A 25,939-nucleotide genomic window follows, 5' to 3' on the forward strand; every position below is an offset into this window, starting at 1 on the left:
CCCCCGCCCGGACCCCGTCCCGCCCGGTCTGAACACACTGCTCCGCGGCTACTCGACCACCATCTACGGGCCCGCCCGGTCCCTATACCCGCGCCGCCATTACTCGACCACCAGAAGGACACCGGCGGCCGCAGGCTCGCACTCCGATCCGCCACCCTCTCGCCGCACCCTCCGAGGCGAACCGGCGATCCGCGTGCCAGCGGATCGTCGTAGCCGGACGCATGACGCTCTCACGAACCCGGCCACCCTCCCCAGCCGACCGCGCCGAGCCGGGCAGGGACCGGCTCGGAATTCAATACAGACAGTTCGGCCCCAGCAGGCTCTTCAGCTCACCGAAGAGGTCCGGGGTGATGCGCACGGGGAACGGGACCTCGAACACGCGGGCCGTGTCGCCCTTGATGAGCTTCAGCCGCACCTCGGTCTGGCCGGAGTGGCGGATGAGCACGTCGCTGAGCTGCGAGACCGTGTCGGTGGTCGCGCGCGACTCGGGCATCGAGACGGTGAGCGGTCCCGAGTCGCCGTCCTGGCTCATCTCGGGGGCGAACAGGCTGAACGCGTGCAGGTTCATCCCGTCGTCGCGCATGCTGACGCGGCCTCTGACGACGACGATGGAGTCGTTCGTGAGCGCCGGGGCGAACTCCTGGTACGCCTTCCCCATGAACATGCAGGTGATCTCGCCGCCGAAGTCCTCGACCTGGATCATCCCGTACTGGTTGCCGGAGGCCTTGGCCATGCGGTGCTGGACGCTCGTGACGAGGCCCGCGACGACCACGGTCTCGCCGTCGGCGATCGTCTCAGAGATCAGCAGGTCGGCGATCGTGGTGCTGTAGTGCTTGGCGAGCTCGGTCTCGAGTCCGGCGAGCGGATGGTCCGACACGTAGAGCCCGAGCATGTCGCGCTCGAAGGCGAGCTTGTCGCGCTTGGCCCATTCGGGCCGCTCGGGCACCTGGATCGCGGCCTGCGGCTCGTCCCAGAGGCTGTCGAAGTCGAAGCCGACCTGGCCGTTCGCCTCGTTGCGCTTCTCCCCCACCGCCGCCTCGACGGCGTCCTCGTGCACCTCGACCAGGGCGCGGCGGGTCGAGCCGAGCGAGTCGAAGGCGCCGGCCTTGATGAGCGACTCGATGGTGCGCTTGTTGGTCACCTGCAGCGGCACCTTGCGGAGGAAGTCGTGGAACGTCTCGAAGCGCCCCTTCTCCTCGCGGGCGGCCCGGATGCCCTCGACGACGTTCATGCCGACGTTGCGGACGGCGCCGAGGCCGAAGCGGATGTCGGTGCCGACGGCGGTGAAGAAGCCGATCGACTCGTTGACGTCCGGCGGGAGCACCTTGATCCCCATCCGCCGGCACTCGTTGAGGTAGGCGGCCATCTTGTCCTTGGAGTCGCCGACGCTGGTGAGCAGCGCGGCCATGTACTCCGCGGGGTAGTGCGCCTTGAGGTACGCCGTCCAGTAGGAGACGACGCCGTACGCCGCCGAGTGCGCCTTGTTGAAGGCGTAGTCGGAGAAGGGCAGCAGGATGTCCCAGAGGGTCTTGACGGCCTCCATCGAGTAGCCGTTCGCGATCATGCCGCCCGAGAAGCCCTCGAACTGCTTGTCCAGCTCGGACTTCTTCTTCTTGCCCATCGCGCGCCGCAGCAGGTCGGCCTGCGCGAGCGTGAAGCCCGCGAGCTTCTGCGCGATCGACATGACCTGCTCCTGGTACACGATCAGGCCGTAGGTCCCTCCGAGCACCTCCGAGAGCGGCTCCTCGAGCTCCGGATGGATCGGGGTGATCTCCTGCACGCCGTTCTTCCGCAGCGCGTAGTTGGTGTGGGAGTCGGCGCCCATCGGGCCCGGCCGGTAGAGCGCGAGGACTGCGGAGATGTCCTCGAAGTTGTCGGGCTTCATCAGCCGGAGAAGGCCGCGCATCGGGCCGCCGTCGAGCTGGAAGACGCCGAGCGTGTCGCCACGCGCGAGGAGGTCGTAGGCGGCCTGGTCGTCGAGCTCGAGGTCCTCGAGCACGAGGTCCTGTCCGCGGTTGGCGCGGATGTTGTCGAGGGCGTCGTCGATGATCGTGAGGTTCCGCAGCCCCAGGAAGTCCATCTTGATCAGCCCGAGCGACTCGCACGCGGGGTAGTCGAACTGCGTGACGATCTGGCCGTCCTGCTCCCGCTTCATGATCGGGATGATGTCCAGCAGCGGATCGCTGGACATGATGACGCCGGCCGCGTGCACGCCCCACTGGCGCTTGAGGTTCTCGAGTCCGAGCGCGGTGTCGAAGACCAGCTTGGCCTGCGGGTCCTCGGCGATGACGTTGCGCACGTCGAGCGCTTCCTTGTAGCGCGCGTGGGCGGGGTCGTTGATGCCGCTGAGCGGGATGTCCTTGCCCATGATCGCGGGCGGCATGGCCTTCGTCAGCTTCTCGCCCATCCCGAACGGGAAGCCGAGGACGCGCGAGGCGTCCTTGAGAGCCTGCTTCGCCTTGATGGTGCCGTAGGTGACGATCTGCGCGACGCGCTCGTCGCCGTACTTCTCGGTGACGTAGCGGATGACCTCGCCGCGGCGACGGTCGTCGAAGTCGACGTCGAAGTCGGGCATGGAGACGCGGTCGGGGTTGAGGAAGCGCTCGAAGATCAGGCCGTGGCGCAGCGGATCGAGGTCGGTGATCTTCATCGCGTAGGCCGCCATCGAGCCGGCACCGGAGCCGCGGCCGGGACCGACGCGGATCCCGTTGCGCTTGGACCAGTTGATGAAGTCGGCGACGACGAGGAAGTAGCCGGGGAAGCCCATCTGCAGGATGACGCGGGTCTCGTAGTCCGCCCGGTCGCGCACCTCCTGGGAGATGCCGTCCGGGTAGCGCTCGCGCAGTCCGGCCTCGACCTCCTTCACGAACCAGGTGTCCTCGGTCTCGCCCTCCGGCACCGGGAAGCGCGGCATGTAGTTCGCCGAGGTGTCGAACTGGACGTCGCAGCGCTCCGCGATGAGGAGCGTGTTGTCGCAGGCCTCGGGGTGGTCGCGGAAGACCTGGCGCATCTCGCGCGGCGACTTGAGGTAGAACTCGTCCGCGTCGAACTTGAAGCGCTTGGGGTCGTCGAGGGTGGTCCCGGACTGCACGCAGAGCAGCGCCGCGTGCGAGGTCGCGTCGTGCGCGTGCGTGTAGTGCAGGTCGTTGGTGGCGACCAGCGGGAGGTCGAGGTCCTTCGCGAGCCTGATGACGTCGCCGATCACCCGCCGCTCGATGTCGAGGCCGTGATCCATGATCTCGGCGAAGAAGTTCTCCTTGCCGAAGATGTCGCGGTAGTCGGCGGCCGCCTGGCGGGCCTCCTTGTACTGGCCGAGGCGCAGGCGCGTCTGGACCTCGCCGCTCGGGCAGCCCGTGGTGCCGATCAGGCCCTCGGAGTACTGCGAGAGGATCTCGCGGTCCATGCGCGGCTTGAAGTAGTAGCCCTCGATCGACGCGCGCGAGGAGAGGCGGAAGAGGTTGTGCATCCCCGTCGTGGTCGAGCTGAGCAGCGTCATGTGGGTGTACGCGCCGGAGCCGGACACGTCGTCCCCTCCGCCGTCGCCCCAGCGGATGCGGGTCTTGTCGGAGCGGTGCGTCCCCGGTGTGAGGTAGGCCTCGGTGCCGATGATCGGCTTGATCCCCGCCGCCGTCGCGGTGCGCCAGAAGTCGAAGGCGCCGAACACGTTCCCGTGGTCGGTCACGGCGATGGCCGGCATGCCCTCCTCGACCGCCGCGTCGATCAGCGGCTTCACCCGCGCTGCACCGTCGAGCATCGAGTACTCGCTGTGCACGTGGAGGTGGACGAAGGAATCGTTACTCGGCAAGGATGCGCCTCCGGCGGACTGCGGGCAGGGGAGGGATGGCCGGCGACAAGGGAGGGCCCGTGGACACGGCGGGAAGAAGTCTAACCGCGCTGGACGCGGGTCCGGCCGGGAGAGCGCGGATCACTCCCCGCGCAGTACCTCGAGGGCGTGCACCAGGTCGTCGGGGTAGGACGCCTCGAACTGCACCCACTCCCCCGAGCCCGGGTGGGTGAAGCCGAGCCGGACCGCGTCGAGCCACTGGCGGGTGAGGCCGAGCCGCTTCGAGAGGGTCGGATCGGCGCCGTACATCGCGTCGCCGACGCACGGGTGGCGCTGGGCGGCCATGTGCACGCGGATCTGGTGGGTGCGGCCGGTCTCGAGGTGGATCTCGAGGAGGGAGGCGAACGGGAAGGCCTCGATCGTCTCGTAGTGGGTCACCGAGGGCTTGCCGTCGGCGCGGACCGCGAACTTCCAGTCCGAGGACGGGTGGCGGCCGAGCGGGGCGTCGATCGTCCCGGCGAGCGGGTCGGGGTGGCCCTGTACGACCGCGTGGTAGACCTTCTCGACCGTGCGGTCGTGGAACGCGCGCTTGAGGTGCGTGTAGGCGCGCTCGGACTTCGCGACGACCATGAGGCCGCTCGTGCCGGCGTCGAGCCGGTGCACGATGCCCGCGCGCTCGGCCGCACCGGAGGTCGACACGGTGAAGCCCGCGGCGGCGAGGGCGCCGAGCACCGTCGGTCCCTCCCAGCCCACGGCGGGGTGCGCGGCCACTCCGACGGGCTTGTCGATCACCACGATGTCGTCGTCGTCGTGCACGATGCCGAGGCCGGGGACCGCCATCGGCACGATCCGCGGCTCCTCGCGCGGGCTCCACTCGACGCTCAGCCAGGTGCCGGCATGCACGCGGTCGCTCTTGTCGAGGACCCGTCCGTCGGCGCTCACTCCGCCCGCCTCGGCGACCTCGGCCGCGAAGGTGCGCGAGAAGCCGAGCAGCTTCGCGACGGCCGCGTCCACGCGGAGGCCGTCGAGCCCGTCCGGGACCGGCAGCTCTCGGGACTGCGCCATCAGCGTCCGCCGGGGCGGTCGGCGTCGCGGGCCGCCTCCTCGACGGAGGAGGCCGCTGCGGGGGCGCCCGCTCCGGGGGCGGCGGGAGCGCCGTCCTCGGACACGACCTGGTCCTGCTCGTCGCGGCCCGCGCGCTCACGGGTGCCGTCGAGGCCGACGCCCCGCACGCTCAGGAGGACGAACAGCGCCATCGCCGTGCAGATCGCGATGTCGGCGACGTTGTAGATCGCCGGGAGCAGCCACGGCGTGAAGAGGAAGTCGACGACGTGTCCGAGCCCGAAGGAGGGCTCTCGGAACAGCCGGTCGAAGAGGTTGCCGAGGGTGCCGCCGAGCAGCAGGCCGAAGAAGACGCCCCACGCGGTGGAGCGGATCCGGCGCGAGAACCAGATCACGGCGACGACGACGCACGCCGCGATGATCGAGAAGATCCAGGTCGACCCGCTCGCGAGGGAGAAGGCGGCACCCGGGTTCTTCACGTAGTGCAGGATCAGGACGTCGCCGAGGACATGGACGTCCTCGCCCAGGGTCAGGTTCGTCGTGACCAGGAACTTCGCGGTCTGATCGATCGCGAAGACCGCGAGCGCGACGAGGCCGAGGGTGACGAGCACCCTCGGCCTGACGTCCGCTGCGGCGGGACTACGCCCCAAAGCCCGACAGCGAGGACTCCGTCGACGCCGGCTGGGTGTCGAGGTCGCGGAGCTGGCCCTCGATGTAGCTCTTCAGCTTCTGGCGGTACTCGCGCTCGAAGGTGCGGAGCTCGTCGATGCGGTGCTCGACCGTCGCGCGCTCCTCCTCGAGCTTCGCGACCTGCTGGCGCTGCTTGGCCTCGGCCTCGGCGACGATGCGGGCGGCCGTGGCACGGCCCTCGGCGACGAGAGCGTCGCGCTTCTCGGCACCCTCGCGCACGTGCTCCTCGTGGAGGCGGCGGGCGAGCTGCAGGAGTCCGCTGGAGCTCTCGGCCTCGTCGACCGGAGCCGACTGCGAGGAGCTGACGGGAGCGACGACCGGTGCGGGAGCCGGGGTGGGCTCGGGCTCGGGCTGCGGCTCCGGCTCGGGTGCCTCGTCGACCACCGGGGCGGGAGCAGGAGTGCTCTCGCGCGGGGCGTCGGAGACTCGGGCGTCCGAGGGGCGGCTGTCGCCGGAGGAGAGGCGCTGACGAAGCTCCTCGTTCTCCTGGTTCAGGCGGCGGAGCTCCACGACGACCTCGTCGAGGAAGTCGTCAACCTCGTCCTGGTCGTATCCCTCACGGAACTTGGTCGGCTGGAACCGCTTGTTGACAACGTCTTCGGGAGTGAGCGCCATGGCTTTCCACCTTCGATTTCAAGTAGGTACACGTTTAACAACGCGCGACTAAAGCTAGCAACTTCAGGCGCACGGCGCAGTGCTGACACCGCGGGGAACGTCCGGACGTGCCAACGATACAGGGACGGTCAGGCGCGCTGGAGCCACGTGGCGATGTACATGCCCACGATGACGCAGAGCATGGTGAGGCTCCAGCCGAAATCGAGGGCGATCGGACCGATCGAGACCGGCTTGATCAGGCGTCGGAAGAAGCCGATCGGCGGGTCCGTGACGGTGTAGACGCCCTCCGCGGCGACGAGGCCGGCACCGCGGGGGCGCCAGTCGCGTCGGATCACGCGGACGAGGTCGAGCACGAACCGCGCCCACATCGCGAAGAAGTAGAGCAGCAGCACGAAGTACAGGACGCTCCCGAGGAGCGAGACGACGGAGGTCACCGGGGGCCAGGGCTCCCCGGGATCAGGACTTCGCGAAGAACGACGCGTCGGCGTCGCTCTCGGCGGAGGCGGAGTCGCCGGCGACGGTGATGTGCGACGGCGAGAGCAGGAAGACCTTGCTCGTCACGCGCTCGATGCGGCCGTAGAGGCCCTGCGAGAGTCCGCTCGCGAAGTCGATGAGGCGGCGGGCGTCCGCATCGCTCATCTGCGAGAGGTTGATGATCACGGGGATGCCGTCGCGGAAGTTCTCCGCGATGACCTGCGCGTCGCGGTACTGCTTCGGGTGGACGGTGAGGATCTCGTTCATCTCGGCGGGTGCCGTCGCCTTCGGGGTCTGGGGGGTGGGCTTGCGGAGCGGGGTGACCGTCGCGCGGGGCTGCTGCACCGGCTCGACGGGAGGGACGGGCTGCACCGGGGAGACCGGTGCGCGGTGGGCCGTCGCCGGGGCCGCCTCGACGGGCTCTGCGCGCTCGTACTCGACCTCTTCGTCGGCGAGTCCGAGGTAGACCATCGTCTTCTTCAGCGGGTTGGCCATGGGGTGTCCTCCGTGTCGTGTGTGCTCCCACAGGTGGGTCACCACGAGGTTAGGTGCGGGCGGGGCGTTCTCCGGTGATTGCCGATCCGATTCGCAGGTGTGTCGCACCCTCCTCGATCGCCTCGGCGAAGTCGTTCGACATGCCCGCCGAGATCGCCGTGGCGGAGGGCTCGACGGCGCGCACGCGGTCGGAGATCGACCGGAGCCGGGCGAAAGCCGGACGGGGCTCCTCGTCCAGCGGAGCGACCGCCATCACGCCGCGCAGCGTGAGGCCGGGCGCCCCGGCGAGAGCCTCGGCGAGGGGCTCGACGTCGGCGGGCGACGCTCCCCCGCGGTCGGGATCCTCGGTGAGGTTGACCTGCAGGAACACCTCGAGCGGCTCCTCCCCCGCCTCCAGCAGCGGGACGAGCGCGAGCCGGTCGACGGAGTGGACCGCGTCGGCGTAGCGGCGCACCTGGCGCGCCTTCTTGCTCTGGAGCTGCCCGATGAAGTGCCAGCGCGCAGCGGTCCCCGCCAGCTCGGCCGACTTCTCCTGCGCCTCCTGGTGCCGGTTCTCGCCGAAGTCGACGACGCCCAGCTCGAGGAGGTCGCGGAGCAGCGACACGGGGTGGAACTTGGTCACCACGATGGTCGTGACCGAGGACGCCTCGCGACCGGCCGAGCGGGTCGCGTCGGCGACCCGCTCGGAGACCTCGGCCCAGCGCGCGGCCAGCTCCGGATCCGGCACGACTACTTGAGGAAGTCGGGGATGTCCAGGTCGCTGTCGTCGTCGTCGAAGGACGGGTCGGCGACAGGAGCCGGGGCGGCGACGGGGGTGCTCGACCAGATCGAGCCGGCCGCAGGGGCGGCTGCGGGAGCCGGGACGGGCTCGGCGGCCGACTCGCTCGCCGAGCTCTGCTGCTGGCGCGGCTGGGCGATCGCGGCCTGAGCGGTTCCGCCCGGCTCTCCGCCGTCGAACCCCGCGGCGATGACGGTGACGCGCACCTCGTCGCCGAGCGTGTCGTCGATCACGGCACCGAAGATGATGTTCGCCTCGGCGTGCACCGCCTCCTGGACGAGGCGCGCCGCGTCGTTGATCTCGAAGATGCCGAGGTTCGAGCCGCCCTGGATCGAGAGGAGAACGCCGTGCGCGCCGTCGATGCTGGCCTCGAGCAGCGGTGAGGCGACGGCCAGCTCGGCCGCCTTGATCGCGCGATCGGCGCCGCGCGACGAGCCGATGCCCATCAGCGCCGAGCCCGCGCCCTGCATGACCGACTTCACGTCGGCGAAGTCGAGGTTGATCAGGCCGGGCGTGGTGATCAGGTCGGTGATGCCCTGGACGCCGGCGAGGAGCACCTGGTCGGCGGTCGCGAAGGCCTCGAGCATCGAGATGCCGCGGTCGCTGATCTCGAGCAGGCGGTCGTTCGGAACGACGATGAGCGTGTCGACCTCGTTCTTCAGCGTCGCGACGCCGGCCTCGGCCTGCGTCTGCCGACGGCGTCCCTCGAACCCGAAGGGCTTGGTCACGACGCCGATGGTGAGGGCGCCGATCGACTTGGCGATCCGCGCGACGACGGGCGCGCCGCCTGTGCCGGTACCGCCGCCCTCGCCCGCGGTGACGAAGACCATGTCGGCCCCCGCGAGGACCTCCTCGATCTCCTCGGCGTGGTCCTCGGCGGCGCGGCGGCCGACCTCGGGGTCGGCGCCGGCGCCGAGTCCGCGGGTCAGCTCGCGGCCCACGTCGAGCTTGACGTCGGCGTCGCTGAGCAGGAGCGCCTGGGCGTCCGTGTTGATCGCGATGAATTCGACACCGCGCAGGCCGAGCTCGATCATGCGGTTGACGGCGTTGACGCCGCCACCGCCGATGCCGACGACCTTGATCACGGCGAGGTAGTTCTGGTTTGAAGTCACGTCTCCGGCCTCCGGGCTGAACCTTAAACCTGTAGTTGAGGCTTAAAGTTATGCTGAGTATGCATTTGGGGTTCGGCTCCGACGGTAGGCGGAGTCCGGTCGCGCTCCCAGCAGACACGCCCGCAACGCTCGAAAGAACGCGCGGATCCGCCGCCGGTCAAGGCCGGGGCGCCACGACGGCGGCCTGGGGCGAGGACACGTCGTAGGTGCCGACGACGGCGGGGTCGGTCGCGGCCATCAGCTTCTCGAGCACGACGGCCTTGAGCGCCGACTCGTCCGACCCGCCCCAGACGACTTCCGTGCCGTTCTGCAGGGTGAGCGAGACGTCGTCGCCGGTCGTGGCCGTGGCGGCCGTCACCTGCGGAGCGAGCGATGCGGGCAGGGAGCGCAGCACCCGCGCGGTCGCGCGGAAGCCGGCTCCCGAGGCGTCGCCGGACGCGGTGGTGAGCACCGGGTAGCCGGGCTGCGCCGAGTCCGCCGTCTCGATGACGACTCCGGCCGCGTCCACGAGCTCGAAGCGGCCCCCCGCCGCGATCACGCCGAGGGGCGTGCGCTCGACGATCGACACCACGAGGGTGCTCGGCGGCCGGGTCTGCACCGAGTAGCTCTGGATGAGCGGGGACGCGCCCAGCACGCGGCCGACCTCGTCCCGGTCCACCAGGGTGAGCGGGACGCCGAGCTGGTCGTCGAGCTCGCTCTGCAGGGCGGCGGCGTCGACGCGCTGGGTGCCCGAGATCTCGATCGTGCGCACGGCCATGAGCGGCGAGAAGGCCGCGACTCCGACGATCAGGGCGAGGGCGACGAGCGACCCGGCCACGACCAGGGCGATCAGGCGGCGCCGACGCGCGCGCTTCGTGAAGCGGCGGACCTCCCCCCGCTCGTAGCGCCTCCGCTCGCGGGCAGCCCGGGAGACGGCCCGGTTCTCGGCACCGGGCAGACGCAGGCCCGAGAGGGTGCGGCGGACCGCGCCCGCGCGCGACCGAGTGCGCTCGGCCGGCTCCGGGTCCACGCGGATCGCGGTGACGATCCGGATCGGCTCGGTGTCCGGCTCCGGCTCGCCGCCGCGCGCGGGGACGCTCCGACCGCGCGCCGGAGGGCGTCCGCCGTCGGGCCGCTTCACGGCCGCTCCCCCGCTTCGGGCGCGAGGACCGCGGTCATCGTGCGACCGGCGCGGCCTCGCTCGCGCCGAGCGACTCGAGCACCTGCGGGATGATCCGGTAGACGTCGCCGCAGCCGAGGGTGATGACGAAGTCGCCCTCGCGCGCGATGCCGGCCGCGAGGCGGGCCGCCTCCGCCCAGTCCGGGACGAACGAGACGTGCGACGGGTCGGCGAACTTCTCGCTGACCAGCGCTCCAGTCACTCCGGGCTCCGGATCCTCGCGCGCCCCGTAGACGTCGAGGACGATCGTCTCGTCGGCGTAGCGCTCGAGCGTCTCGGCGAACTCGCGGGCGAAGAGGCGGGTGCGGCTGTAGAGGTGCGGCTGGTGCACGGCGATGATGCGGCCCTCGCCGACCACGGTGCGCGCGGCGGAGAGGGCGGCGGCCACCTCGGTGGGGTGGTGGGCGTAGTCGTCGTAGACGCTGACTCCGCGGACCGCTCCGTGCAGCTCGAAACGGCGCTCCGTGCCTCCGAACGCCGACACGGCCTCGAGCGAGGCGGCCGGATCGAAGCCCAGGCCCACCAGCACTGCGAACGCGCCGGCCGCGTTGATCGCGTTGTGCCGGCCGGGGATGCGGAGGCGGGCCGAGTAGCGCCTGCCCTCGTACTCGACCGAGAAGCCGACGGGGCCGACGAGGTCGAGGTCGACGACGCGGACGTCCGCCCCCTCGGCCTCGCCGAAAGTCAGCACCCGTCCGCCGTCCAGCCGCTCGGTGACGCGGACGGCGCCGGGGTCGTCGGAGGAGATGACGACGAGCTCGCTCGCGGAGGAGGCGAAGGTGACGAAGGCCTCCTCGAACGCCTCCAGCGATCCGTAGTGGTCGAGGTGGTCCGGGTCGACGTTCGTGATGAGGGCGACCGCGGTGTCGTAGAGGAGGAAGCTGCCGTCCGACTCGTCGGCCTCGACGACGAAGACCTCGCCGGAGCCGGCGGCGGAGGAGGTGCCGAGGCTCTCGATGATGCCGCCGTTGACGAAGCTGGGGTCGGCGTCGACGCCGAGCAGGCCGGTGACGATCATGCCGGTCGACGTGGTCTTGCCGTGCGCTCCGGCCACCGCGACCAGGCGCTTGCCGCGCACCAGCCAGGCGAGGGCCTGCGAGCGGTGCAGCACGGGCAGGCCGCGCTCCTTCGCGAGCAGGTACTCGGGATTGTCGGGCCACAGGGCGGAGGTGACGACGACCGCCTCGGCGTCCCCGAGGTTCGCCGCGTCGTGGCCGATGGCGACCGGGACGCCGAGCTCCCGCAGCTGCTCGACGGGGTGGGACTCGCGGACGTCGGACCCGGTGACCCGGTGCCCGGCGTGGTGGAACAGCCGGGCGATCCCGCTCATCCCGGAGCCGCCGATGCCGATGAAGTGGACCGAGCCGAGCTCGTCGGGGACGGTGATGCCGAGGTCGGGCTTGATCACGGGGCTCTCGCTTTCGGGTGGGTCGCGGCGGGCGGGAGGGGCCTCCCGCGGTGCGCCGGATCAGTGTAGACGGTGGGCGGGAGTGCTCTCCCGAGCCGCGCGGAGCGGGCTCAGCGCGGCTCGGAGAGGGTCGACTCGATCAGGTCGACGAGCCGCCCGGAGCCGTCGCGGACTCCCACGCGGGCGGCCCGGCGCGCCATCTCGTCGCGACGGGCGGTGTCGCCCAGGAGCGGTACGAGCTCCCGCTGGACCCAGCCGGGGAGGAAGGCGGCGTCCTCGACGAGGACCGCTCCCCCGGCGTCGACGACGCCGCGCGCGTTGTAGCGCTGCTCGCCGTTGCCGACCGGGTACGGGACGTAGACCGCGGGCAGGCCGAGGGCTGTCAGCTCGCTGACCGTCGCTGCCCCCGCGCGGGAGACGGCCACGTCCGCGGCGGACAGCGCGAGGTCCATCCGGTCGCAGTAGGCGAGGAGGTGGTAGCCGGCCACCCCCGGGTCCGTGATCTCGGCGCGGTCGCCCGTGATGTGGAGGACCTGGAAGCCGGTGGCGACGAGATCCCGGGCGGCGGCGTGCACCGTCGCGTTGATCCGTCGAGCGCCGAGGGAGCCGCCGGTCACCAGGAGGGTCTGCCGGGACGGGTCGAGGCCCAGCGCCGCCATCGCCTCGTCGCGGCGCGCGGCCCGGTCGAGCTCGGCGATCTCGCGGCGCAGCGGCATGCCGACGACCCGCGCGTGCGGCAGGGGCGTGCCCTCGAAGGCCACGCCGACCGAGCGGGTCGCGCGCGCGCCGAGGCGGTTGGCGAGCCCGGGGCGCGCGTTGGCCTCGTGGACGGTGAAGGGGACGCCGGCGCGGCGGGCCGCCAGGTAGGCGGGTGCTGCCGCGTACCCTCCGAAGCCGACCACCGCGTCGATCCGCCGGTCGCGGATCGTCCGGACGATGCCGGCGATGGTCGCGCGGAAGGCTCCGGGGAACCGCAGCGCCGCCGCGTTCGGGCGGCGCGGGAACGGCAGCCGCGGGATCACCGAGAGCTCGTAGCCGCGGAGGGGGACGAGGCGCGCCTCGAGCCCCTCGGCGGTGCCGAGCACGAGCACCTCGTCGCGCGGGTTCCGCCTGCGGATCTCGTCGGCCGTCGCGAGCAGCGGATTGACGTGGCCGGCGGTGCCGCCGCCGGCGAGCAGGTAGCGGGTCACTCCGCCGCCGCCTTCCTGCGGCGCAGCACGCCAGCGCCGGGCAGGGGCGCGGTCTGGGTGCGGGCGAAGGAGAGGACGACGCCGATGGCGAGGAGCGAGCTGAGCAGGGCGGTGCCTCCGGAGGAGATCAGCGGCAGCGGGACCCCCAGCACCGGGAGCACCCCCAGGACGACGCCGATGTTGACGAACGCCTGGCCGATCAGCCAGACCATGATCGCGCCGGTGCTGATCCGCACGAACGGATCGGAGGACGCGTGGATGACGCGGAAGAAGGCGACCGCGAGGACCACGAACAGCGCCAGGACGACGATCGCTCCGATCAGCCCGAGCTCCTCGCCGATAATGGCGAAGATGTAGTCGTTGTCCGCGGCGGGCAGCCAGGACCACTTGGCCTTGGAGTTGCCGAGGCCCACGCCGAAGATCCCGCCGGAGGCCATCGCCCAGGTGCCGTGCACCGGCTGCCAGCACGAGTTCTGGTACTCCTCGACGTTGGAGCAGTCGCCGAGGAAGGACATGATCCGGGTGAGGCGGTTGTCGCTGGAGACGGCGAACAGCACCGCTCCGATCGCGCCGACCACCACGATCGGCACGAGGACCTTCATCTGGACGTTCGCGTAGAAGAGTGCGGCGAGGACGATGCCCGCCATGATCACGACCGTGCCCAGGTCGCCTCCGATGAGGACCAGTCCGATCGCTGCGCCGCCGACGATCAGGACGGGGATGAGCGCGTCCTTCCAGTCCTTCGGCGACCGGTAGCGGCGGGCGAGCAGGAGCCCCAGCCAGAGGGCGAGCGCGAGCTTGATGATCTCGGAGGGCTGCATGCTGAAGGCGCCGAGTCGGATCCAGTTGCGGTTCCCGCCGACGGAGTCGCCGAGCGGCGTGAAGAGCACGAGGCACTGGAGGACGCAGCCGGCGATGAGCAGGATCGGCGTCACGCGCTTCCACACGCCGAGGGGCAGCCGCGAGACCACCAGCATCATCGGGATCCCGAGGAGGGCGAATCCGCCCTGGCGCAGGAAGCCGCCGAAGGAGTCGTCGCTCGACACGTAGGAGGTGACCGACGAGGAGGAGAGCACCATCGTCAGTCCGAACAGCACCAGGAAGAGCGTGGTGCCGAAAAGGAGGTAGAAGTTCGGCGAGTGGGAGGCGAAGACCTTCGACAGGACGATCCGCGCGGAGCGGGCCCCGCTCCGGTCCTTCCCGCGCGGTTCAGTGCGCGAGCGGCCCGCGGGGCGGCTCGTCGTCGGAGCGGTCATCGGCTCCTCCTCCCAGGTGTGTCGCCACGGCGGCCGCGAAGGAGCGGCCCCGAGCCGCGTAGTCGAGGAACTGGTCCATCGAGGCCGCGGCGGGTGCGAGCAGGACGACGTCCCCCGAGCGGGCGAGCGTCGCGGCCGCCTCGACGGCCGCCTGCATCACCGCACCAGTGTCGTCCGGCACCGCCTCGCTCACGGGGAGGGCGGGCGCGTGTCGTCGGAATGCCGCGAGCAGCGCCGAGCGGTCGGCGCCGATCACCACGGCGCCCCGCAGGCGGCCGACGTGCGCGGCCACGAGGGCGTCCACGTCGACGCCCTTGAGCAGGCCGCCGACGACCCAGACGACCGACGGGTACGCGCGCAGCGAGGCGTCGGCGGCGTGCGGGTTCGTGGCCTTGGAGTCGTTCACCCAGGTCACCCCGTCGTGCTCGGCGACGACCTGGATGCGGTGGGCGTCGAGCTCGAAGGACGCCAGCGCGGTACGGACGGCCGTGACCTCGATCCCGCACGCTCGGGAGAGCGCTGCCGCGGCGAGCACGTTCTGGACGATGTGCGGGGCGGCGAGGTTCCGAGCGGCGAGCTCGTCCACGGTGGTGATCTCGAGGGCACTGGTGCGGCGGTCCTCGAGGAAGGCGCGGTCGCAGAGGATGCCGTCGACGATCCCGAAGTCGCTCGGGCCGGGCACGCCGAGGCCGAATCCGATCGCCCGGGCGCCCTCCACCACCTCGGCGTCGAGGACCATCTGCTCGGTCGCCGCGTCGGCGCGGTTGTACACGCAGGCGACGCGGGTGCCGGCGTAGACCTTGCCCTTGGCCGCGCGGTAGGCGTCGAACGAGCCGTGCCAGTCGAGGTGGTCGTCGGCGATGTTGAGGCACGCGCTCGCGATCGGCTCGATCGCGCCCAGGTAGTGCAGCTGGTAGCTCGAGAGCTCCACGACGAGGACGTCGAAGCCCTGCGGGTCGCGGACCGCGTCGAGCACGGGCACGCCGATGTTGCCGCAGGGGGCGGCGCGGAGGCCGCCGGCCACGAGCATCGTCGCCGTGAGCTGGACGGTCGTGGTCTTCCCGTTGGTGCCGGTGACGGCCACCCAGTCGGCCGGAGTGCCGTCGGCGCGCACGACCTTGTCGCGGACACGCCAGGCGAGCTCGACGTCGCCCCACACGGGGATCCCGGACTCCGCCGCCCACACGAGGATCGGATGCGTCGGCCGGAAGCCGGGCGACACCACGACCAGCTCCGGTGCGAACGCGTGCAGCTCCTCCGGAGCGGAGTCGAGGCGGTCGGCCCGGTGCAGGCGGGAGCCGATCACCTCGAGCAGGCGCTCGCGCTCCTCGTCGGCGCGGTCGGCGAGGACCAGCACCTCGGAGCCGAGCTCGGTTAGCGTGTCGGCCACCGAGAACCCGGTGACGCCCAGGCCCAGCACGGCGACGCGCAGGCCGCGCCAGTCCGAGTGCCAGCTGCGGAGGGAGTCGGGACGGGCGGGATCGGTCATGCCAGCGACAGCCATTCCAGGTAGAAGAGCCCGACTCCGGCGGCGACGAAGATGCCGGCGATGATCCAGAACCGGACCACGACCGTGATCTCGGCCCAGCCCTTGAGCTCGAAGTGGTGGTGGAGCGGGCTCATCAGGAAGATGCGCTTGCCCCGGGTCAGCTTGAAGTAGATCCGCTGGAGGATGACCGAGCCGGTCACGATGACGAACAGGCCGCCGATGAGGATGACCAGCAGCTCGGTGCGGGTGAGGATCGCCAGGGCCGCGAGCGCGCCGCCGAGGCCGAGCGAGCCGGTGTCGCCCATGAAGATCTGCGCCGGCGAGGTGTTCCACCAGAGGAAGCCCACCAGGGCACCGGAGACGGCCGCCGCGATGATGGCCAGGTCGAACGGGTCGCTCACCTGGTAGCACTTGTCGACGACCTCGGGGTTGAGGTGCTGGTCGAAGCACCACTGGTTCGACTGCCAGAACCCGATGATGACGTAGGAGCCGATCGCGAGGATCGAGGACCCGGTCGCGAGTCCGTCGAGCCCGTCGGCGACGTTCACGCCGTTCGACGTGCTGGTGACGATGATGCAGATCCACAGCACGAACAGGCCGATGCCGATCCAGCCGAGGGAGGCGAAGTCGAACGGCAGGTCGCGGATGAACGAGATCGAGGTGGACGCGGGGGTGAGCCCGTTGGAGTCGCGGACCATGATCGCGATCACCGCGAAGGCCGCGGCGACGATGACCTGGCCGGCGATCTTCGCCCAGCCGCCGAGGCCGAGGCTGCGCTGGTTGCGGGTCTTCAGGAAGTCGTCGACGAAGCCGACGAGTCCGAGCCCGACCATCATGAAGAGCACCAGCAGGGCCGACGGCGCGATCGCCCGGTTGCCGAACAGCATCCCGAGGAAGTAGCCGACCACGGTACCGATGATGATGACGATGCCGCCCATCGTCGCCGTGCCGTGCTTGACGTGGTGCGACTTCGGTCCGTCCTCGCGGATGAACTGGCCCCACTGCAGGCGGTGGAAGAGGCGGATGAACAGGGGCGTCATCAGGAGCGTGAAGGCTCCCGAGAACGCGCCGGACAGGAGGAGTGCCCTCATCGGTGACGCTCCCCGAGACGGTCGGCGAGGAAGCGCAGCCCCGCGGAGTTGGACGACTTGACCAGCACGGTGTCGCCGGGTCGCAGGTAGTCCTCGAGGAGGTCGAACGCCTCGTCGGAGGTCTCCGCGAAGACGGACTCGCCGCTCCACGATCCCTCGCGCTCGGCCGCGACGTGGATCCGGCGGGCGCCTCGGCCCACCACCACGATCTGGGAGATGTTGAGGCGGACGGCCAGCAGGCCCACGCGCTCGTGCTCCTCGTCGGCCCACTCGCCGAGCTCGCTCATCTCTCCCAGGACGGCGACGGTGCGCCCCCCGGGCTTCGCGATCTGGGCGAGGGTGCGCAGGGCGGCCGCGGTGGAGTCGGGACTCGCGTTGTACGCGTCGTTGATGACGCGGACGTCCTCGCCGCCCAGGACCTCCATGCGGCCGCGCTCGGCGAGGGTGACGGTCGCGAGAGCCTCGACGATCGCGGGCAGCGCCACTCCGACCGAGAGCGCGGCGGCGGTCGCCGCGAGGGCGTTCATCACGTGGTGCTCGCCGAGGACGCGCAGCAGGAGCTCGGCGCGAGCGGCCTCGCGGCCCTCCCCCGCCGAGACCTCGATGGCGAAGCGGGTGCCGTCGGCGGTCGCGTCGATGTCGACGGCGCGGACGTCCGCGCTCTCGCCGCGACCGAACCAGAGGACCCGGGCGGCGGTGCGGCCCGCCATCGAGGCGACCCGGCCGTCGTCGGCGTTCAGCACGGCGACGTCGTCGGCGGTGAGGTCGGCGACCATCTCGGTCTTGGCCTCGAGCGTGCGCTCGATCCCGCCGAACTCGCCGGCGTGCGCGAGGCCCACGGCGAGGACGACGCCGACGTCGGGCCTGGCCATCCGGACGAGGCGGCGGATCTCGCCGACCGCGCTCGCGCCCATCTCGGCGACGAGGAAGCGCGTCGACTCGGACACCTGGAGCATCGTGATCGGCGCGCCGACCTCGTTGTTGAAGGATCCGCGCGGAGCGACCGTCTCGCCGACCCGCTCGAGGACGGTGCGGAGGAGGTTCTTGGTCGTCGTCTTGCCGTTCGAGCCGGTGACGCCGATGACGGTGAGCCCGCCCTTCGCGCGGACGCGCCGGACGACCTCGGTCGCCAGCGCTCCGAGCGCCTCGACGGAGTCGTCGACGAGGACCTGCGGCACGTCGAGGTCGAGCGGGCGCTCCACGATGAGGAGCGCGGCACCGCGCTCGAGAGCGGCGGGAGCGAAGAGGTGGCCGTCGGTGTGCTCGCCGCGCTTGGCGACGAAGATCCCGCCGGGCGCGATCTCGCGGGAGTCGGTCTCGGTCGCTCCGTCGATCACGGTGGCGGCCGTGGCGGACGAGCCGGCCAGGTGGAGGCGTCCGGAGACGGCCTCGGCGATCTCGGTGAGGGTGAGGGCGATCATCTACAGCCAGCCCGCCTCGCGCAGCGCGTGACGGACGTCGTCTCTGGCCGAATACGGCATGTGCACTCCTGCGATCTCCTGGTGGTCCTCGTGGCCGGGCCCGGCGTAGAGGATCGAGTCCCCTTCGCGCGCGAGGGCGACGGCGGCGCGCACGGCGGCGCGCGGGTCGGCGATCTCGTGGATCTCCCGGTCGGGCACGGCGGCCCGGGCGCCCTGGAGGAGCGCGGCGCGGATGGCGGCCGGATCCTCCCAGCGCGGGTGGAAGTCGGTGACGACTACGACGTCGGCGAGGCGGGCGGCGATGGCGCCCATGTCGCTCCGCTTGGTCGTGTCGCGGTCCCCGTCCGCCCCGAACACCATGAACAGGCGGCCGGGCGTGATGGTCCGCAGCGCCTCGAGCGCGTTCTGGAACGCGTCGGGGGTGTGGCCGTAGTCGACGTAGACGCGCGGTCCGCGCTCCCCCGAGACGAGCTCGGCGCGGCCCGGGATGTAGACGTCGAGACGGCTGTCCTCGAGCGCGTGCGCGACGGCGTCCAGGTCGAAACCCGACTCCACCAGCATCACGATCGCCAGCGCGGCGTTGGAGGCCATGTACCAGCCGATCAGCGAGACGGTGACGACGACGGAGCGGTTCTCGGGCCCCTCCAGGCGGAAGGTGGTGCTGTCGGGCGTCGCGTCCAGCACCGTCATCGACCAGTCGGCGGGCGTCGTCGGGGCGACTCCGACGACCGGCGAGCCGGCGAGCGTCGCGACGGGGATGCGGCTGCGCTCGGCGAGCTCGCGCCCCCAGGCGCTGTCGACCGTGACGACGCCGCGGCGTGCGCGCTCCGGCTCGAAGAGGTCGGCCTTGGCCTCGAAGTACTCGCGCAGATCGGAGTAGTCGTCGAGGTGGTCGTGGCTGAGGTTCGTGAAGCCGACGACGTCGAAGACGAGGCCGTCGATCCGGTGCCGCGTGAGCGCCTGCGCCGAGACCTCGATGGAGACCGCGCGGACGGCGGACTCGCGCATCCGCGCGAGCAGGCCGTGCAGCTCGCTCGCCTCGGGAGTGGTCAGCGAGCTGACCACGGCGACGTCGCCGATCCGGCGCTCGGCGGTGGAGCTGAGGCCGGAGACGACTCCGAGCCGGCGCAGCAGCGCGTCGAGGATGTAGACGACGCTCGTCTTGCCGTTGGTCCCCGTCACGCCGAAGAGCGTCGGGACGTCCTCGCGGGTGCGGTGGATCCACGCGGCGACGTCGCCGAGGGCGGCCCGCGGGTCGGGGGTCACCAGCACGGGCAGGCCGCTGTCGGCGGCGAGCTCCGCTCCGGCCGGGTCGGTCAGCACGGCGACGGCTCCGGACGCCGCGGCGGCCGACGCGAAGGCCGCGCCATGGGCACGGCGTCCTGCGACACCGACGTAGAGGTCCCCGGACTCGACCTGGTTCGAGTCCAGCGTGACTCCGCTCACCTCGACGCCCTCGAGGCCGCGGACCGGGCCGAGGGAGAACTCGGCCACGAGCTGCGAGAGGCTCCGCGGCACGGGGTGCTCGGGGCGGAGGGAGGACTGCGGGCGAGGGTCGTGCACTGCCCGCTCTTTCTCTCGTTCTGATGCGTGGATCGTGGTCCCGGCGGGGCTCACCACGTCGTCGGGTACTCGACGGGCGGCACCGTGGACGGCTCCACCCGGTTGGTCTTGAGCACCTGGGTCATGACCTGCTGGAAGACGGGAGCCGTCGCCTGGGACGTGTTCATCTTAACCGGATCGGCGATGGTGACCGTCACGACGTACTCCGGGTCCTCCGCCGGCGCAAGCCCGGCGAGCGAGACGGTGTAGCTCTTCGAGTAGCCGCCCTTCCCGTCGGGCTGCTGCGCGGTACCGGTCTTGGTGGCGATGTTGTAGCCGTCGACGTGGATGTCGTTCGCCAGCCAGCCCTCGTTGTAGTGGGTCTGCAGCATGTCGACGACCTGCTTCGCGGCCGAGCTCGACACCACCTGGGTGCCCGTCGCATCGGGGACGTCCACGACGGAGCCGTCGGCCGTGGTGCAGCCGTCGATCAGCTGCGACGGGAGCCGCACTCCGCCGTTGCCGAGCGTCTGGTAGATGCTCGCGACCTGCACCGCGGTCGCCGAGACGCCCTGGCCGAACATCGTCGTGTAGTTCGTCTGGTTGTCCCAGTCCTGGTAGTCGGCGAGCAGGCCGCCCTCCTCGCCGGGGAAGCCGCTCGTGGTGGGCGTGCCGAGACCGAACTTCTGCAGGTAGTCGTAGCGGGTCTGGGCCGACAGGCGGGAGCCGAGCATCGAGATGCCGACGTTCGACGAGTCCTTGAGGATGCCGGTCAGCGTGTAGTTCGTCGGGGTGTGCGCGAAGTCGTCGCTGAACGAGGCGCCGTCCTTCTCGAAGGAGTCCGGGACGACGACCTGGGTCGTCGGGCCCGCCTGGCCCTGGTCGATCAGCATCGCGGCCGTCATCGGCTTGAAGGTCGAGCCCGGCTCGAACGGCGCGCGGAAGGCGCGCGAGCTGCGGTCGGCGGAGGCGCTCGCCTCGACGTTGTTGGGGTCGACGGTCGGCGTCTCGGCCACGGCGAGCAGCTTGCCGGTCTTGACCTCCTGCACCACGACGATCCCGTAGCTGCCGCCGACCTCGGCGACGCGCTGCGAGAGGACCTGCTGGGAGTAGTACTGGAGGTCGGAGTCGATGGTGAGCTTCAGCGTCCCGCCGTCGACGGCCGGAGTCTCCGAGACGGTGCTGCCCGGGATCCGGACGTAGTCGGCGCTGCGCTCGTAGCTCTCGGACCCGTTCTGCCCCGCGAGGCAGGTGTTCTCCGCGTACTCCATGCCCTCCTGGGCCGCTCCGTCCGCCCCGACGTAGCCGACGAGGTTGCCGGCCACCGCGCCGTTGGGGTAGCTGCGTCCCTGCTGGGTCTCGAAGTAGGTCCACGGGATGTCGAGCGCGACGAGCTTCTGGTAGGCCTCGAGGTCGAGCCCCTCCGAGAGGATCAGGTAGTTGGCCTTCGCGTCCTTCGCGAGCGCGGCGTCCACCGCTCCGGTGATCTGCTCGACCGACTGCCCGGTGATCGCGCCGATCTCGGAGGCGGCCTGCTGCACGCTGACCATGACCTTCTGGTCCTCGCCCAGCTCGCGCGGGAACTCGGCCACGTTCTTCGGCGAGGTCGTCAGCCGGTAGCGCGTGGTGGTGTCCGCGAGCACCGTGCCGGAGCGGTCCACGATGGGGCCGCGCTGACCGTAGGTGACGACGCTGTTCGACTGGTTCTGGGCGGCCGCATCGGTGAGCTCGTTCGCCCGCACGATCTGGATGTCCACCAGCTTGCCGATGAAGAGTCCGACGACGGCGACGATGATGACGAACGTGACGGCCGTGCGGCGTCTGCTCGAGCGGTGGTGTCTCACTGCGGCGGTGTCCTTCTTGCTCCGGGCGGGCGGGCCGCCGTTCGTCGGGTCCGGATGGTCGTCGTGCGCCCCGCGGGGCGGGTGCCCGCGTGGAGGCGGACCGCGACGCCGTGAGTCAGTGCGTGATGGGCGCGGGCAGCTCGCCCTGCAACGGTACGGCCGCGCCGTCGACAGCCGGGGAGGACGCGCTCGCGCCGGGCTGGAGAGCCGGGACGAGGGCGTTGGGCACGAGCGGCGCGGAGGCGGTGCCTGCGACTTCGCTCGACGCGGCGGAGGAGGGGTCGCCCAGCACGGCGCCGTCCGAGAGGCGGAGGTAGACCGGCGCGGTGTTGGCGACCATGCCCAGGCCCTGTGCGGCGGTGGCGAGGTTCTGCGGCGAGCTCAGCGTGTCGACGGCGTCCTGCTTCTCCGCGTTGCTGCGGGTGAGCGACTTCTGCTCGGTCTGCAGCGCCGAGATCTGGTAGGCCCCCTGCGAGAGGCCGACGCTCACCAGGAGCTGGACGACGATGATCGCGAAGAGGCCGGCGACGGCGACGATCCCGTAGACGAGCTTCGGGCGCGACTGCGCCTGACCGGCCGGGACGGCCTCGATGCGGGGGCGGGGCGCCTCCTCCTCGGGGCGTGCTCGGCGGGCGGTGTCGATGACGGCGGGGTCGATGACGGCGGTGGCGCTCATGCGGTGCTCCTGATCCTCTCGGCCGCGCGCAGACGCACGGGTGTCGCTCGGGGGTTGCGGGCCTTCTCGTCGTCGGAGGCGAGCTCGGCTCCGCGGATGACGAGTCGGAACTCGGGTCGATGCTCCGGCAGCTCCATCGGGAGGCCGGCCGGGGCGGTGGAGGAGGACGCGGCCTGGAGCGCGCGCTTGACGATCCGGTCCTCGAGCGACTGGTACGCCTCGACGACGATCCGCCCGCCCTCGTTGATCCGGCCCAGCGCGGCGGGGATCGCCCGCTCGAGGACGGACAGCTCCTGGTTGACCTCGATCCGCAGCGCCTGGAAAACGCGCTTGGCGGGGTGGCCGTTCCGCTGGATCGCGACCGGGGTCGCCGCCTGGATGATCTCGACGAGACGGCCGGAGCGCTCCAGCGGGGCGTCGCGGCGGGCCTCCACGATCTTCTTGGCGTAGCGCGCGGCGAGGCGCTCCTCGCCGTACTCGTGGAAGATGCGGCGCAGGGCGGTCTCGTCGTACTCGGCGAGGATGCTCGCCGCCGTGAGCGGGGCGGTCGAGTCCATCCGCATGTCCAGCGGCGCGTCCTTGGAGTAGGAGAACCCGCGCTCGGTCTCGTCGAGCTGGAGCGAGGAGACGCCGAGGTCGAAGAGCGCACCGTCGATCGTGTCGATGCCCAGCTCGTCGAGCACGTCGGGCAGCTCGTCGTAGACGGCGTGCACGAGGTCGATCCGGGAGGCGTGGGCGGAGAGCCGCTCCCCCGCGAGCTGCAGCGCCTCGGGGTCGCGGTCCAGGCCCACGAGGTGCAGGCCGGGGAAGCGCTCGAGCAGCGCGAGCGAGTGCCCGCCCATGCCGAGCGTCGCGTCGACGACGACCGCCCCGTCGCGCTCCAGCGCCGGAGCGAGGAGCTCGACGCAGCGCTCGAGCAGCACCGGGAGGTGCCGCTCCTCGGTCGGGCGCGGAGCGTCCTTCGGAGTGTTCTCTGCCATGGCGGTCCCGCCGTTCCCGTTCCTGTCGTCCGATCCCCATCCACCTCGCGTCCGGACACCGGGGAAGGTGCGTCCGGGCGCCGAGTGGCTGGGAGTCGCGCGACAGGACCTAGAACAGGCCGGGGATCACCTCCTCCTGGGTGTCGGAGAACACGGACTCCTGCTCCTGCAGGTAGGTCTCCCAGGCGCCCTGCGCCCAGATCTCGGCGCGGTTGCCCGCTCCGATGACGGTGAGGTCGCGGTCGAGGCCCGCGTACGCACGCAGCGGAGCCGGGAGGGTCACGCGGTTCTGCTTGTCCGGCGTCTCGGCGCTCGCGCCCGAGAGGAACACCCGGAGGAAGTCCCGCGCCTGCTTGCTGGTCACCGGCGCCTGCCGGATCTTCTCGTGCATCACCTCGAACTCGGCCTGGCTGAACACGTACAGGCACCGCTCCTGGCCGCGCGTGACGACGACTCCGGAGGAGAGCTCGTCGCGGAACTTGGCGGGGAGGATCACGCGGCCCTTCTCGTCGAGCTTGGGGGAATAGGTGCCGAGGAACACGGACTGCCCCCCACTTCTTCCGGCCAAGGATGGTGTGTCCTCCACAGTACTCCACTTCCCCCCACTCACAACCCCGGCGCGGCGCGGGGCGCGCCGGAGAGGCCCCGGTCATCCGCGTGTTTCCGCGGAATCGCGACAGTGGGGCGAAGTGGAGGGGGAAGGCCGCGGGAGGGAGGCCGCGGGCACGAAAAAAGGGCCGATCCGTGAGGATCGACCCTGTGGTGGAGCGGAGGGGAGGCTAGCCGCGCCCGTCTCCGCGGTTGTCCCACCTGTCGTTCAGACGGTCCATGAAGCCGGACCCCTGGCGGTTGCCCGAGCGGGGCTTCGACGGACGGCCGACGTCGGGCAGGCCGGGCTCGGAGGAGCCGCCGGCGGCCGGGCGCATGGCCACGATCACGCCGCCGAGCATGAAGGCGAACCCGAGGATGCCGACGAGGGGCTGGCGCACGACCACTCCCGCGACGAGCACGGCGAGACCGAGGATGCCGAGGAGGATGCCGAGCACGAGGGCCCGGTAGTTGGTGCCGCCGCGTCCCTTGCCGACCGCCGCCACGAAATCGGCGTCGTTCTGGTAGAGGTTCCGCTCCATCTCATCGAGGAGCCGTTGCTCGTGTTCCGAAAGCGGCATCGTGACCCCTTCAGGGTGCGGCGTCGACCCTTTCGGGGATCGGCACCGGAATAGGCGGCGTCTGGGCTCGACCGGTCGGGCGGCGCTTCAGTGTAGACCGAGCCCGACGCAGGCACCAGGCACCTTCGGTGCATAGGCTGGTCGGGTGAACCACAGCTCTCGACTGGTCGATCGCGTCCAGCTCCGAATCGATGAATTCCTCACCGGGCGCACGCCAATTCTGCGCTCCATAGGAGAGGACGTCTCCGCCCTCGGCGACCTTTCGCGGGACTTTCTCAGCGGGGGCAAGCGGTTCCGCGCGCGCTTCTGCGAGGCGGGCTGGAACGCGGTGTCGAGCACCTCGAGCGAGGCCCATCCGAGCGGCTCCGATCCGATCGCGAGGGTGGGCGCCGGGCTGGAGCTGTTCCACGCCGCCGCCCTCGTCCACGACGACGTGATCGACAACTCCGACACCCGCCGCGGCGCTCCCGCGGCCCACCGGCGCTTCTCCTCCTTCCACGCCGACGGCGGCTGGACCGGCGACCGCGACGAGTTCGGCCGCTCCTCCGCGATCCTCCTCGGCGACCTCCTCCTGGTCTGGTCGGACGAGATCTTCGCCGCGGCGGAGTGGTCGCTCGGGGATCGAGTCGCAGCCGAGCGCGCGCGCGCGGAGTTCAACCTGATGCGCACCGAGGTCACGCTGGGCCAGTACCTCGACATCCTCGAGGAGAGCGCGTGGGTGCAGCACCCCGAGCACGAGCACCTGCAGCGGGCGGAGCGGGTGGTGGTCTACAAGAGCGCGAAGTACAGCATCGAGGCGCCGCTGGTGATCGGCGGCTCCCTCGCCGGCGGCGACGACGCTCAGCTGGACGCCCTGCGCCGCTTCGGGCTCCCGGTCGGGATCGCCTTCCAGCTGCGCGACGACGTCCTCGGAGTCTTCGGCGACCCGGCGGTGACGGGCAAGCCGGCCGGCGACGATCTGCGGGAGGGCAAGCGCACTGTGCTGCTCGGCCTCGCCCGCGGCGCGTGCTCGCCGGGCGAGCGGGCCGAGCTCGACGCGGTCGTGGGCCGGAACGACGCCGACGCGGCGTCCATCGCGCGGGCGCAGGAGATCATCGCGGGCAGCGGCGCCCTCGAGCGGCTCGAGGAGCGCATCGACCAGGAGGTGGCCGCGGCGATCGCGGTCCTCCCCGACGCGCCGCTCCGCACGGAGGGCGTGGCGGAGCTGCGCGAGCTGGCCGCCCAGGTCACGGTCCGCACCTCCTAGGAGCGGACCGGCGGGATCAGGCCAGGGCCTGGGCGACCCGCCGGACCTCGGCCTTGCGGCCGGCGCGGAGGGCGACGATCGGGCTCGTGCCCAGGCTCTCCTCGACCGTCAGCATCCAGTCGACCGCCTCGTCGTCGGTGAAGCCGGAGTCGGCGAGCAGGATCGCGGTGCCGCGGATCTCGCTCATCGGCTCCCCGTCGCGGAGGAAGAGGGCGGGGACCTTCAGCACGCCGTCGCGGCGGGTGCCGAGCAGGTGGCGCTCCTCGAGGAGGCGGCGGACCCGGCCGGCGCCGAGCCCGGTCAGCTCCACGAGGTCGGGGACGGTCAGCCACTCGAGCTCGGAATCGGTCGAGGTGGCGGGGGAAGCGGACGAGTCGGTCACGCGTCAAGACTGCCACGAGCCCGGAGGGCCGCCAACTGCGGGCGCCCCGGAGAAGGAGTCGGGCCCGTCCTGCGCC

23 protein-coding genes are annotated in these 25,939 nt (G+C 71.4%); 1 reads left to right on the forward strand and 22 read right to left on the reverse strand.

What is annotated here, in order from left to right:
• Nucleotides 1–292: 292 nt before the first annotated feature.
• The 21 genes from dnaE to C5C39_RS07850 all read right to left on the reverse strand — a co-directional run bounded on the left by dnaE (nt 293) and on the right by C5C39_RS07850 (nt 24,235).
• Nucleotides 293–3,754, reverse strand: a complete 3,462-nt coding sequence (gene dnaE, locus C5C39_RS07750) for a DNA polymerase III subunit alpha (protein ID WP_244229655.1) — start codon at nt 3,752–3,754, stop codon at nt 293–295.
• A 171-nt stretch (nt 3,755–3,925) separates the two neighbouring features.
• Nucleotides 3,926–4,849, reverse strand: coding sequence for an RluA family pseudouridine synthase (locus C5C39_RS07755; protein ID WP_104233341.1), 924 nt, complete (start codon nt 4,847–4,849; stop codon nt 3,926–3,928).
• Complete coding sequence (gene lspA, locus C5C39_RS07760; RefSeq protein WP_104353075.1) at nt 4,849–5,457, reverse strand: signal peptidase II; 609 nt, start codon at nt 5,455–5,457, stop codon at nt 4,849–4,851. The genes C5C39_RS07755 and lspA overlap by 1 nt, the downstream gene beginning before the upstream one ends.
• A gap of 28 nt (nt 5,458–5,485) precedes the next feature.
• Complete coding sequence (locus C5C39_RS07765) at nt 5,486–6,151, reverse strand: DivIVA domain-containing protein (protein WP_104222600.1); 666 nt, start codon at nt 6,149–6,151, stop codon at nt 5,486–5,488.
• Nucleotides 6,152–6,279: 128 nt separating this feature from the next.
• Nucleotides 6,280–6,585 (reverse strand): YggT family protein, encoded by a 306-nt coding sequence (locus tag C5C39_RS07770; protein WP_258059242.1) that lies wholly within the window; start codon nt 6,583–6,585, stop codon nt 6,280–6,282.
• Nucleotides 6,586–6,607: 22 nt separating this feature from the next.
• Nucleotides 6,608–7,120: a cell division protein SepF gene (locus tag C5C39_RS07775; RefSeq protein WP_104222599.1), complete on the reverse strand. Its 513-nt coding sequence runs from the start codon at nt 7,118–7,120 to the stop codon at nt 6,608–6,610.
• 49 nt (nt 7,121–7,169) lie between these two features.
• Nucleotides 7,170–7,847, reverse strand: a complete 678-nt coding sequence (locus C5C39_RS07780) for a YggS family pyridoxal phosphate-dependent enzyme (protein ID WP_104353076.1) — start codon at nt 7,845–7,847, stop codon at nt 7,170–7,172.
• A gap of 2 nt (nt 7,848–7,849) precedes the next feature.
• Nucleotides 7,850–9,010 carry a cell division protein FtsZ gene (gene ftsZ, locus C5C39_RS07785; RefSeq protein ID WP_104222597.1) on the reverse strand — a complete coding sequence of 387 codons (1,161 nt, stop codon included), beginning with the start codon at nt 9,008–9,010 and terminating at the stop codon, nt 7,850–7,852.
• Between the two features lie 157 nt (nt 9,011–9,167).
• Nucleotides 9,168–10,130 (reverse strand): cell division protein FtsQ/DivIB, encoded by a 963-nt coding sequence (locus C5C39_RS07790; protein ID WP_104353077.1) that lies wholly within the window; start codon nt 10,128–10,130, stop codon nt 9,168–9,170.
• Between the two features lie 34 nt (nt 10,131–10,164).
• On the reverse strand, nt 10,165–11,577 hold the full coding sequence (gene murC, locus C5C39_RS07795) for a UDP-N-acetylmuramate--L-alanine ligase (RefSeq protein ID WP_104353078.1): 1,413 nt from the start codon (nt 11,575–11,577) through the stop codon (nt 10,165–10,167).
• Between the two features lie 110 nt (nt 11,578–11,687).
• Nucleotides 11,688–12,767 (reverse strand): undecaprenyldiphospho-muramoylpentapeptide beta-N-acetylglucosaminyltransferase, encoded by a 1,080-nt coding sequence (gene murG / locus C5C39_RS07800; RefSeq protein WP_104335997.1) that lies wholly within the window; start codon nt 12,765–12,767, stop codon nt 11,688–11,690.
• Nucleotides 12,764–14,023: a putative lipid II flippase FtsW gene (ftsW, locus tag C5C39_RS07805; RefSeq protein ID WP_104222593.1), complete on the reverse strand. Its 1,260-nt coding sequence runs from the start codon at nt 14,021–14,023 to the stop codon at nt 12,764–12,766. Before ftsW ends, murG begins: the two co-directional genes overlap by 4 nt.
• Nucleotides 13,977–15,512: a UDP-N-acetylmuramoyl-L-alanine--D-glutamate ligase gene (murD, locus tag C5C39_RS07810; protein ID WP_104353079.1), complete on the reverse strand. Its 1,536-nt coding sequence runs from the start codon at nt 15,510–15,512 to the stop codon at nt 13,977–13,979. Before murD ends, ftsW begins: the two co-directional genes overlap by 47 nt.
• Nucleotides 15,509–16,603: a phospho-N-acetylmuramoyl-pentapeptide-transferase gene (gene mraY, locus C5C39_RS07815; protein WP_104222591.1), complete on the reverse strand. Its 1,095-nt coding sequence runs from the start codon at nt 16,601–16,603 to the stop codon at nt 15,509–15,511. Before mraY ends, murD begins: the two co-directional genes overlap by 4 nt.
• Entirely contained in the window at nt 16,600–18,024 is a 1,425-nt protein-coding gene (gene murF / locus C5C39_RS07820) for a UDP-N-acetylmuramoyl-tripeptide--D-alanyl-D-alanine ligase (protein ID WP_104222590.1), read from the reverse strand. The genes mraY and murF overlap by 4 nt, the downstream gene beginning before the upstream one ends.
• Nucleotides 18,025–19,587 carry a Mur ligase family protein gene (locus C5C39_RS07825; RefSeq protein WP_104238697.1) on the reverse strand — a complete coding sequence of 521 codons (1,563 nt, stop codon included), beginning with the start codon at nt 19,585–19,587 and terminating at the stop codon, nt 18,025–18,027.
• A gap of 50 nt (nt 19,588–19,637) precedes the next feature.
• On the reverse strand, nt 19,638–21,410 hold the full coding sequence (locus C5C39_RS07830; RefSeq protein ID WP_244229623.1) for a penicillin-binding protein 2: 1,773 nt from the start codon (nt 21,408–21,410) through the stop codon (nt 19,638–19,640).
• 115 nt (nt 21,411–21,525) lie between these two features.
• Nucleotides 21,526–22,086: a hypothetical protein gene (locus C5C39_RS07835; RefSeq protein WP_104222588.1), complete on the reverse strand. Its 561-nt coding sequence runs from the start codon at nt 22,084–22,086 to the stop codon at nt 21,526–21,528.
• Nucleotides 22,083–23,066, reverse strand: coding sequence for a 16S rRNA (cytosine(1402)-N(4))-methyltransferase RsmH (rsmH, locus tag C5C39_RS07840; RefSeq protein ID WP_104328915.1), 984 nt, complete (start codon nt 23,064–23,066; stop codon nt 22,083–22,085). The genes C5C39_RS07835 and rsmH overlap by 4 nt, the downstream gene beginning before the upstream one ends.
• Nucleotides 23,067–23,175: 109 nt before the next feature.
• A complete protein-coding gene (gene mraZ / locus C5C39_RS07845; RefSeq protein WP_104222586.1) occupies nt 23,176–23,607 on the reverse strand; it encodes a division/cell wall cluster transcriptional repressor MraZ in 432 nt (143 codons plus the stop codon).
• A 238-nt stretch (nt 23,608–23,845) separates the two neighbouring features.
• Nucleotides 23,846–24,235 carry a DUF3040 domain-containing protein gene (locus C5C39_RS07850; protein ID WP_104233350.1) on the reverse strand — a complete coding sequence of 130 codons (390 nt, stop codon included), beginning with the start codon at nt 24,233–24,235 and terminating at the stop codon, nt 23,846–23,848.
• A 145-nt stretch (nt 24,236–24,380) separates the two neighbouring features.
• Here C5C39_RS07850 and C5C39_RS07855 point away from each other — a divergent pair, with 145 nt between their 5' ends.
• Nucleotides 24,381–25,481 carry a polyprenyl synthetase family protein gene (locus tag C5C39_RS07855; protein WP_104238695.1) on the forward strand — a complete coding sequence of 367 codons (1,101 nt, stop codon included), beginning with the start codon at nt 24,381–24,383 and terminating at the stop codon, nt 25,479–25,481.
• 16 nt (nt 25,482–25,497) lie between these two features.
• On the opposite strand, the gene C5C39_RS07860 is transcribed toward C5C39_RS07855, so the two are convergent.
• Nucleotides 25,498–25,863 carry an Rv2175c family DNA-binding protein gene (locus C5C39_RS07860; RefSeq protein WP_104222583.1) on the reverse strand — a complete coding sequence of 122 codons (366 nt, stop codon included), beginning with the start codon at nt 25,861–25,863 and terminating at the stop codon, nt 25,498–25,500.
• Nucleotides 25,864–25,939 lie beyond the last annotated feature (76 nt).

The sequence above is a fragment of the Rathayibacter sp. AY1F3 genome, from assembly GCF_002931975.1.
Lineage (GTDB): Bacteria > Actinomycetota > Actinomycetes > Actinomycetales > Microbacteriaceae > Rathayibacter.

What these genes read in the sequence shown, in the direction of transcription:
- dnaE (WP_244229655.1), bottom strand. Translation starts at nt 3,754, where the DNA reads ATGCTCGACGGTGCAGCGCGGGTGAAGCCGCTGATCGACGCGGCGGTC.
- C5C39_RS07755 (WP_104233341.1), bottom strand. Translation starts at nt 4,849, where the DNA reads ATGGCGCAGTCCCGAGAGCTGCCGGTCCCGGACGGGCTCGACGGCCTC.
- C5C39_RS07765 (WP_104222600.1), bottom strand. Translation starts at nt 6,151, where the DNA reads ATGGCGCTCACTCCCGAAGACGTTGTCAACAAGCGGTTCCAGCCGACC.
- C5C39_RS07775 (WP_104222599.1), bottom strand. Translation starts at nt 7,120, where the DNA reads ATGGCCAACCCGCTGAAGAAGACGATGGTCTACCTCGGACTCGCCGAC.
- ftsW (WP_104222593.1), bottom strand. Translation starts at nt 14,023, where the DNA reads ATGACCGCTCCGACGACGAGCCGCCCCGCGGGCCGCTCGCGCACTGAA.
- murD (WP_104353079.1), bottom strand. Translation starts at nt 15,512, where the DNA reads ATGACCGATCCCGCCCGTCCCGACTCCCTCCGCAGCTGGCACTCGGAC.
- mraY (WP_104222591.1), bottom strand. Translation starts at nt 16,603, where the DNA reads ATGAGGGCACTCCTCCTGTCCGGCGCGTTCTCGGGAGCCTTCACGCTC.
- murF (WP_104222590.1), bottom strand. Translation starts at nt 18,024, where the DNA reads ATGATCGCCCTCACCCTCACCGAGATCGCCGAGGCCGTCTCCGGACGC.
- C5C39_RS07835 (WP_104222588.1), bottom strand. Translation starts at nt 22,086, where the DNA reads ATGAGCGCCACCGCCGTCATCGACCCCGCCGTCATCGACACCGCCCGC.
- rsmH (WP_104328915.1), bottom strand. Translation starts at nt 23,066, where the DNA reads ATGGCAGAGAACACTCCGAAGGACGCTCCGCGCCCGACCGAGGAGCGG.
- C5C39_RS07850 (WP_104233350.1), bottom strand. Translation starts at nt 24,235, where the DNA reads ATGCCGCTTTCGGAACACGAGCAACGGCTCCTCGATGAGATGGAGCGG.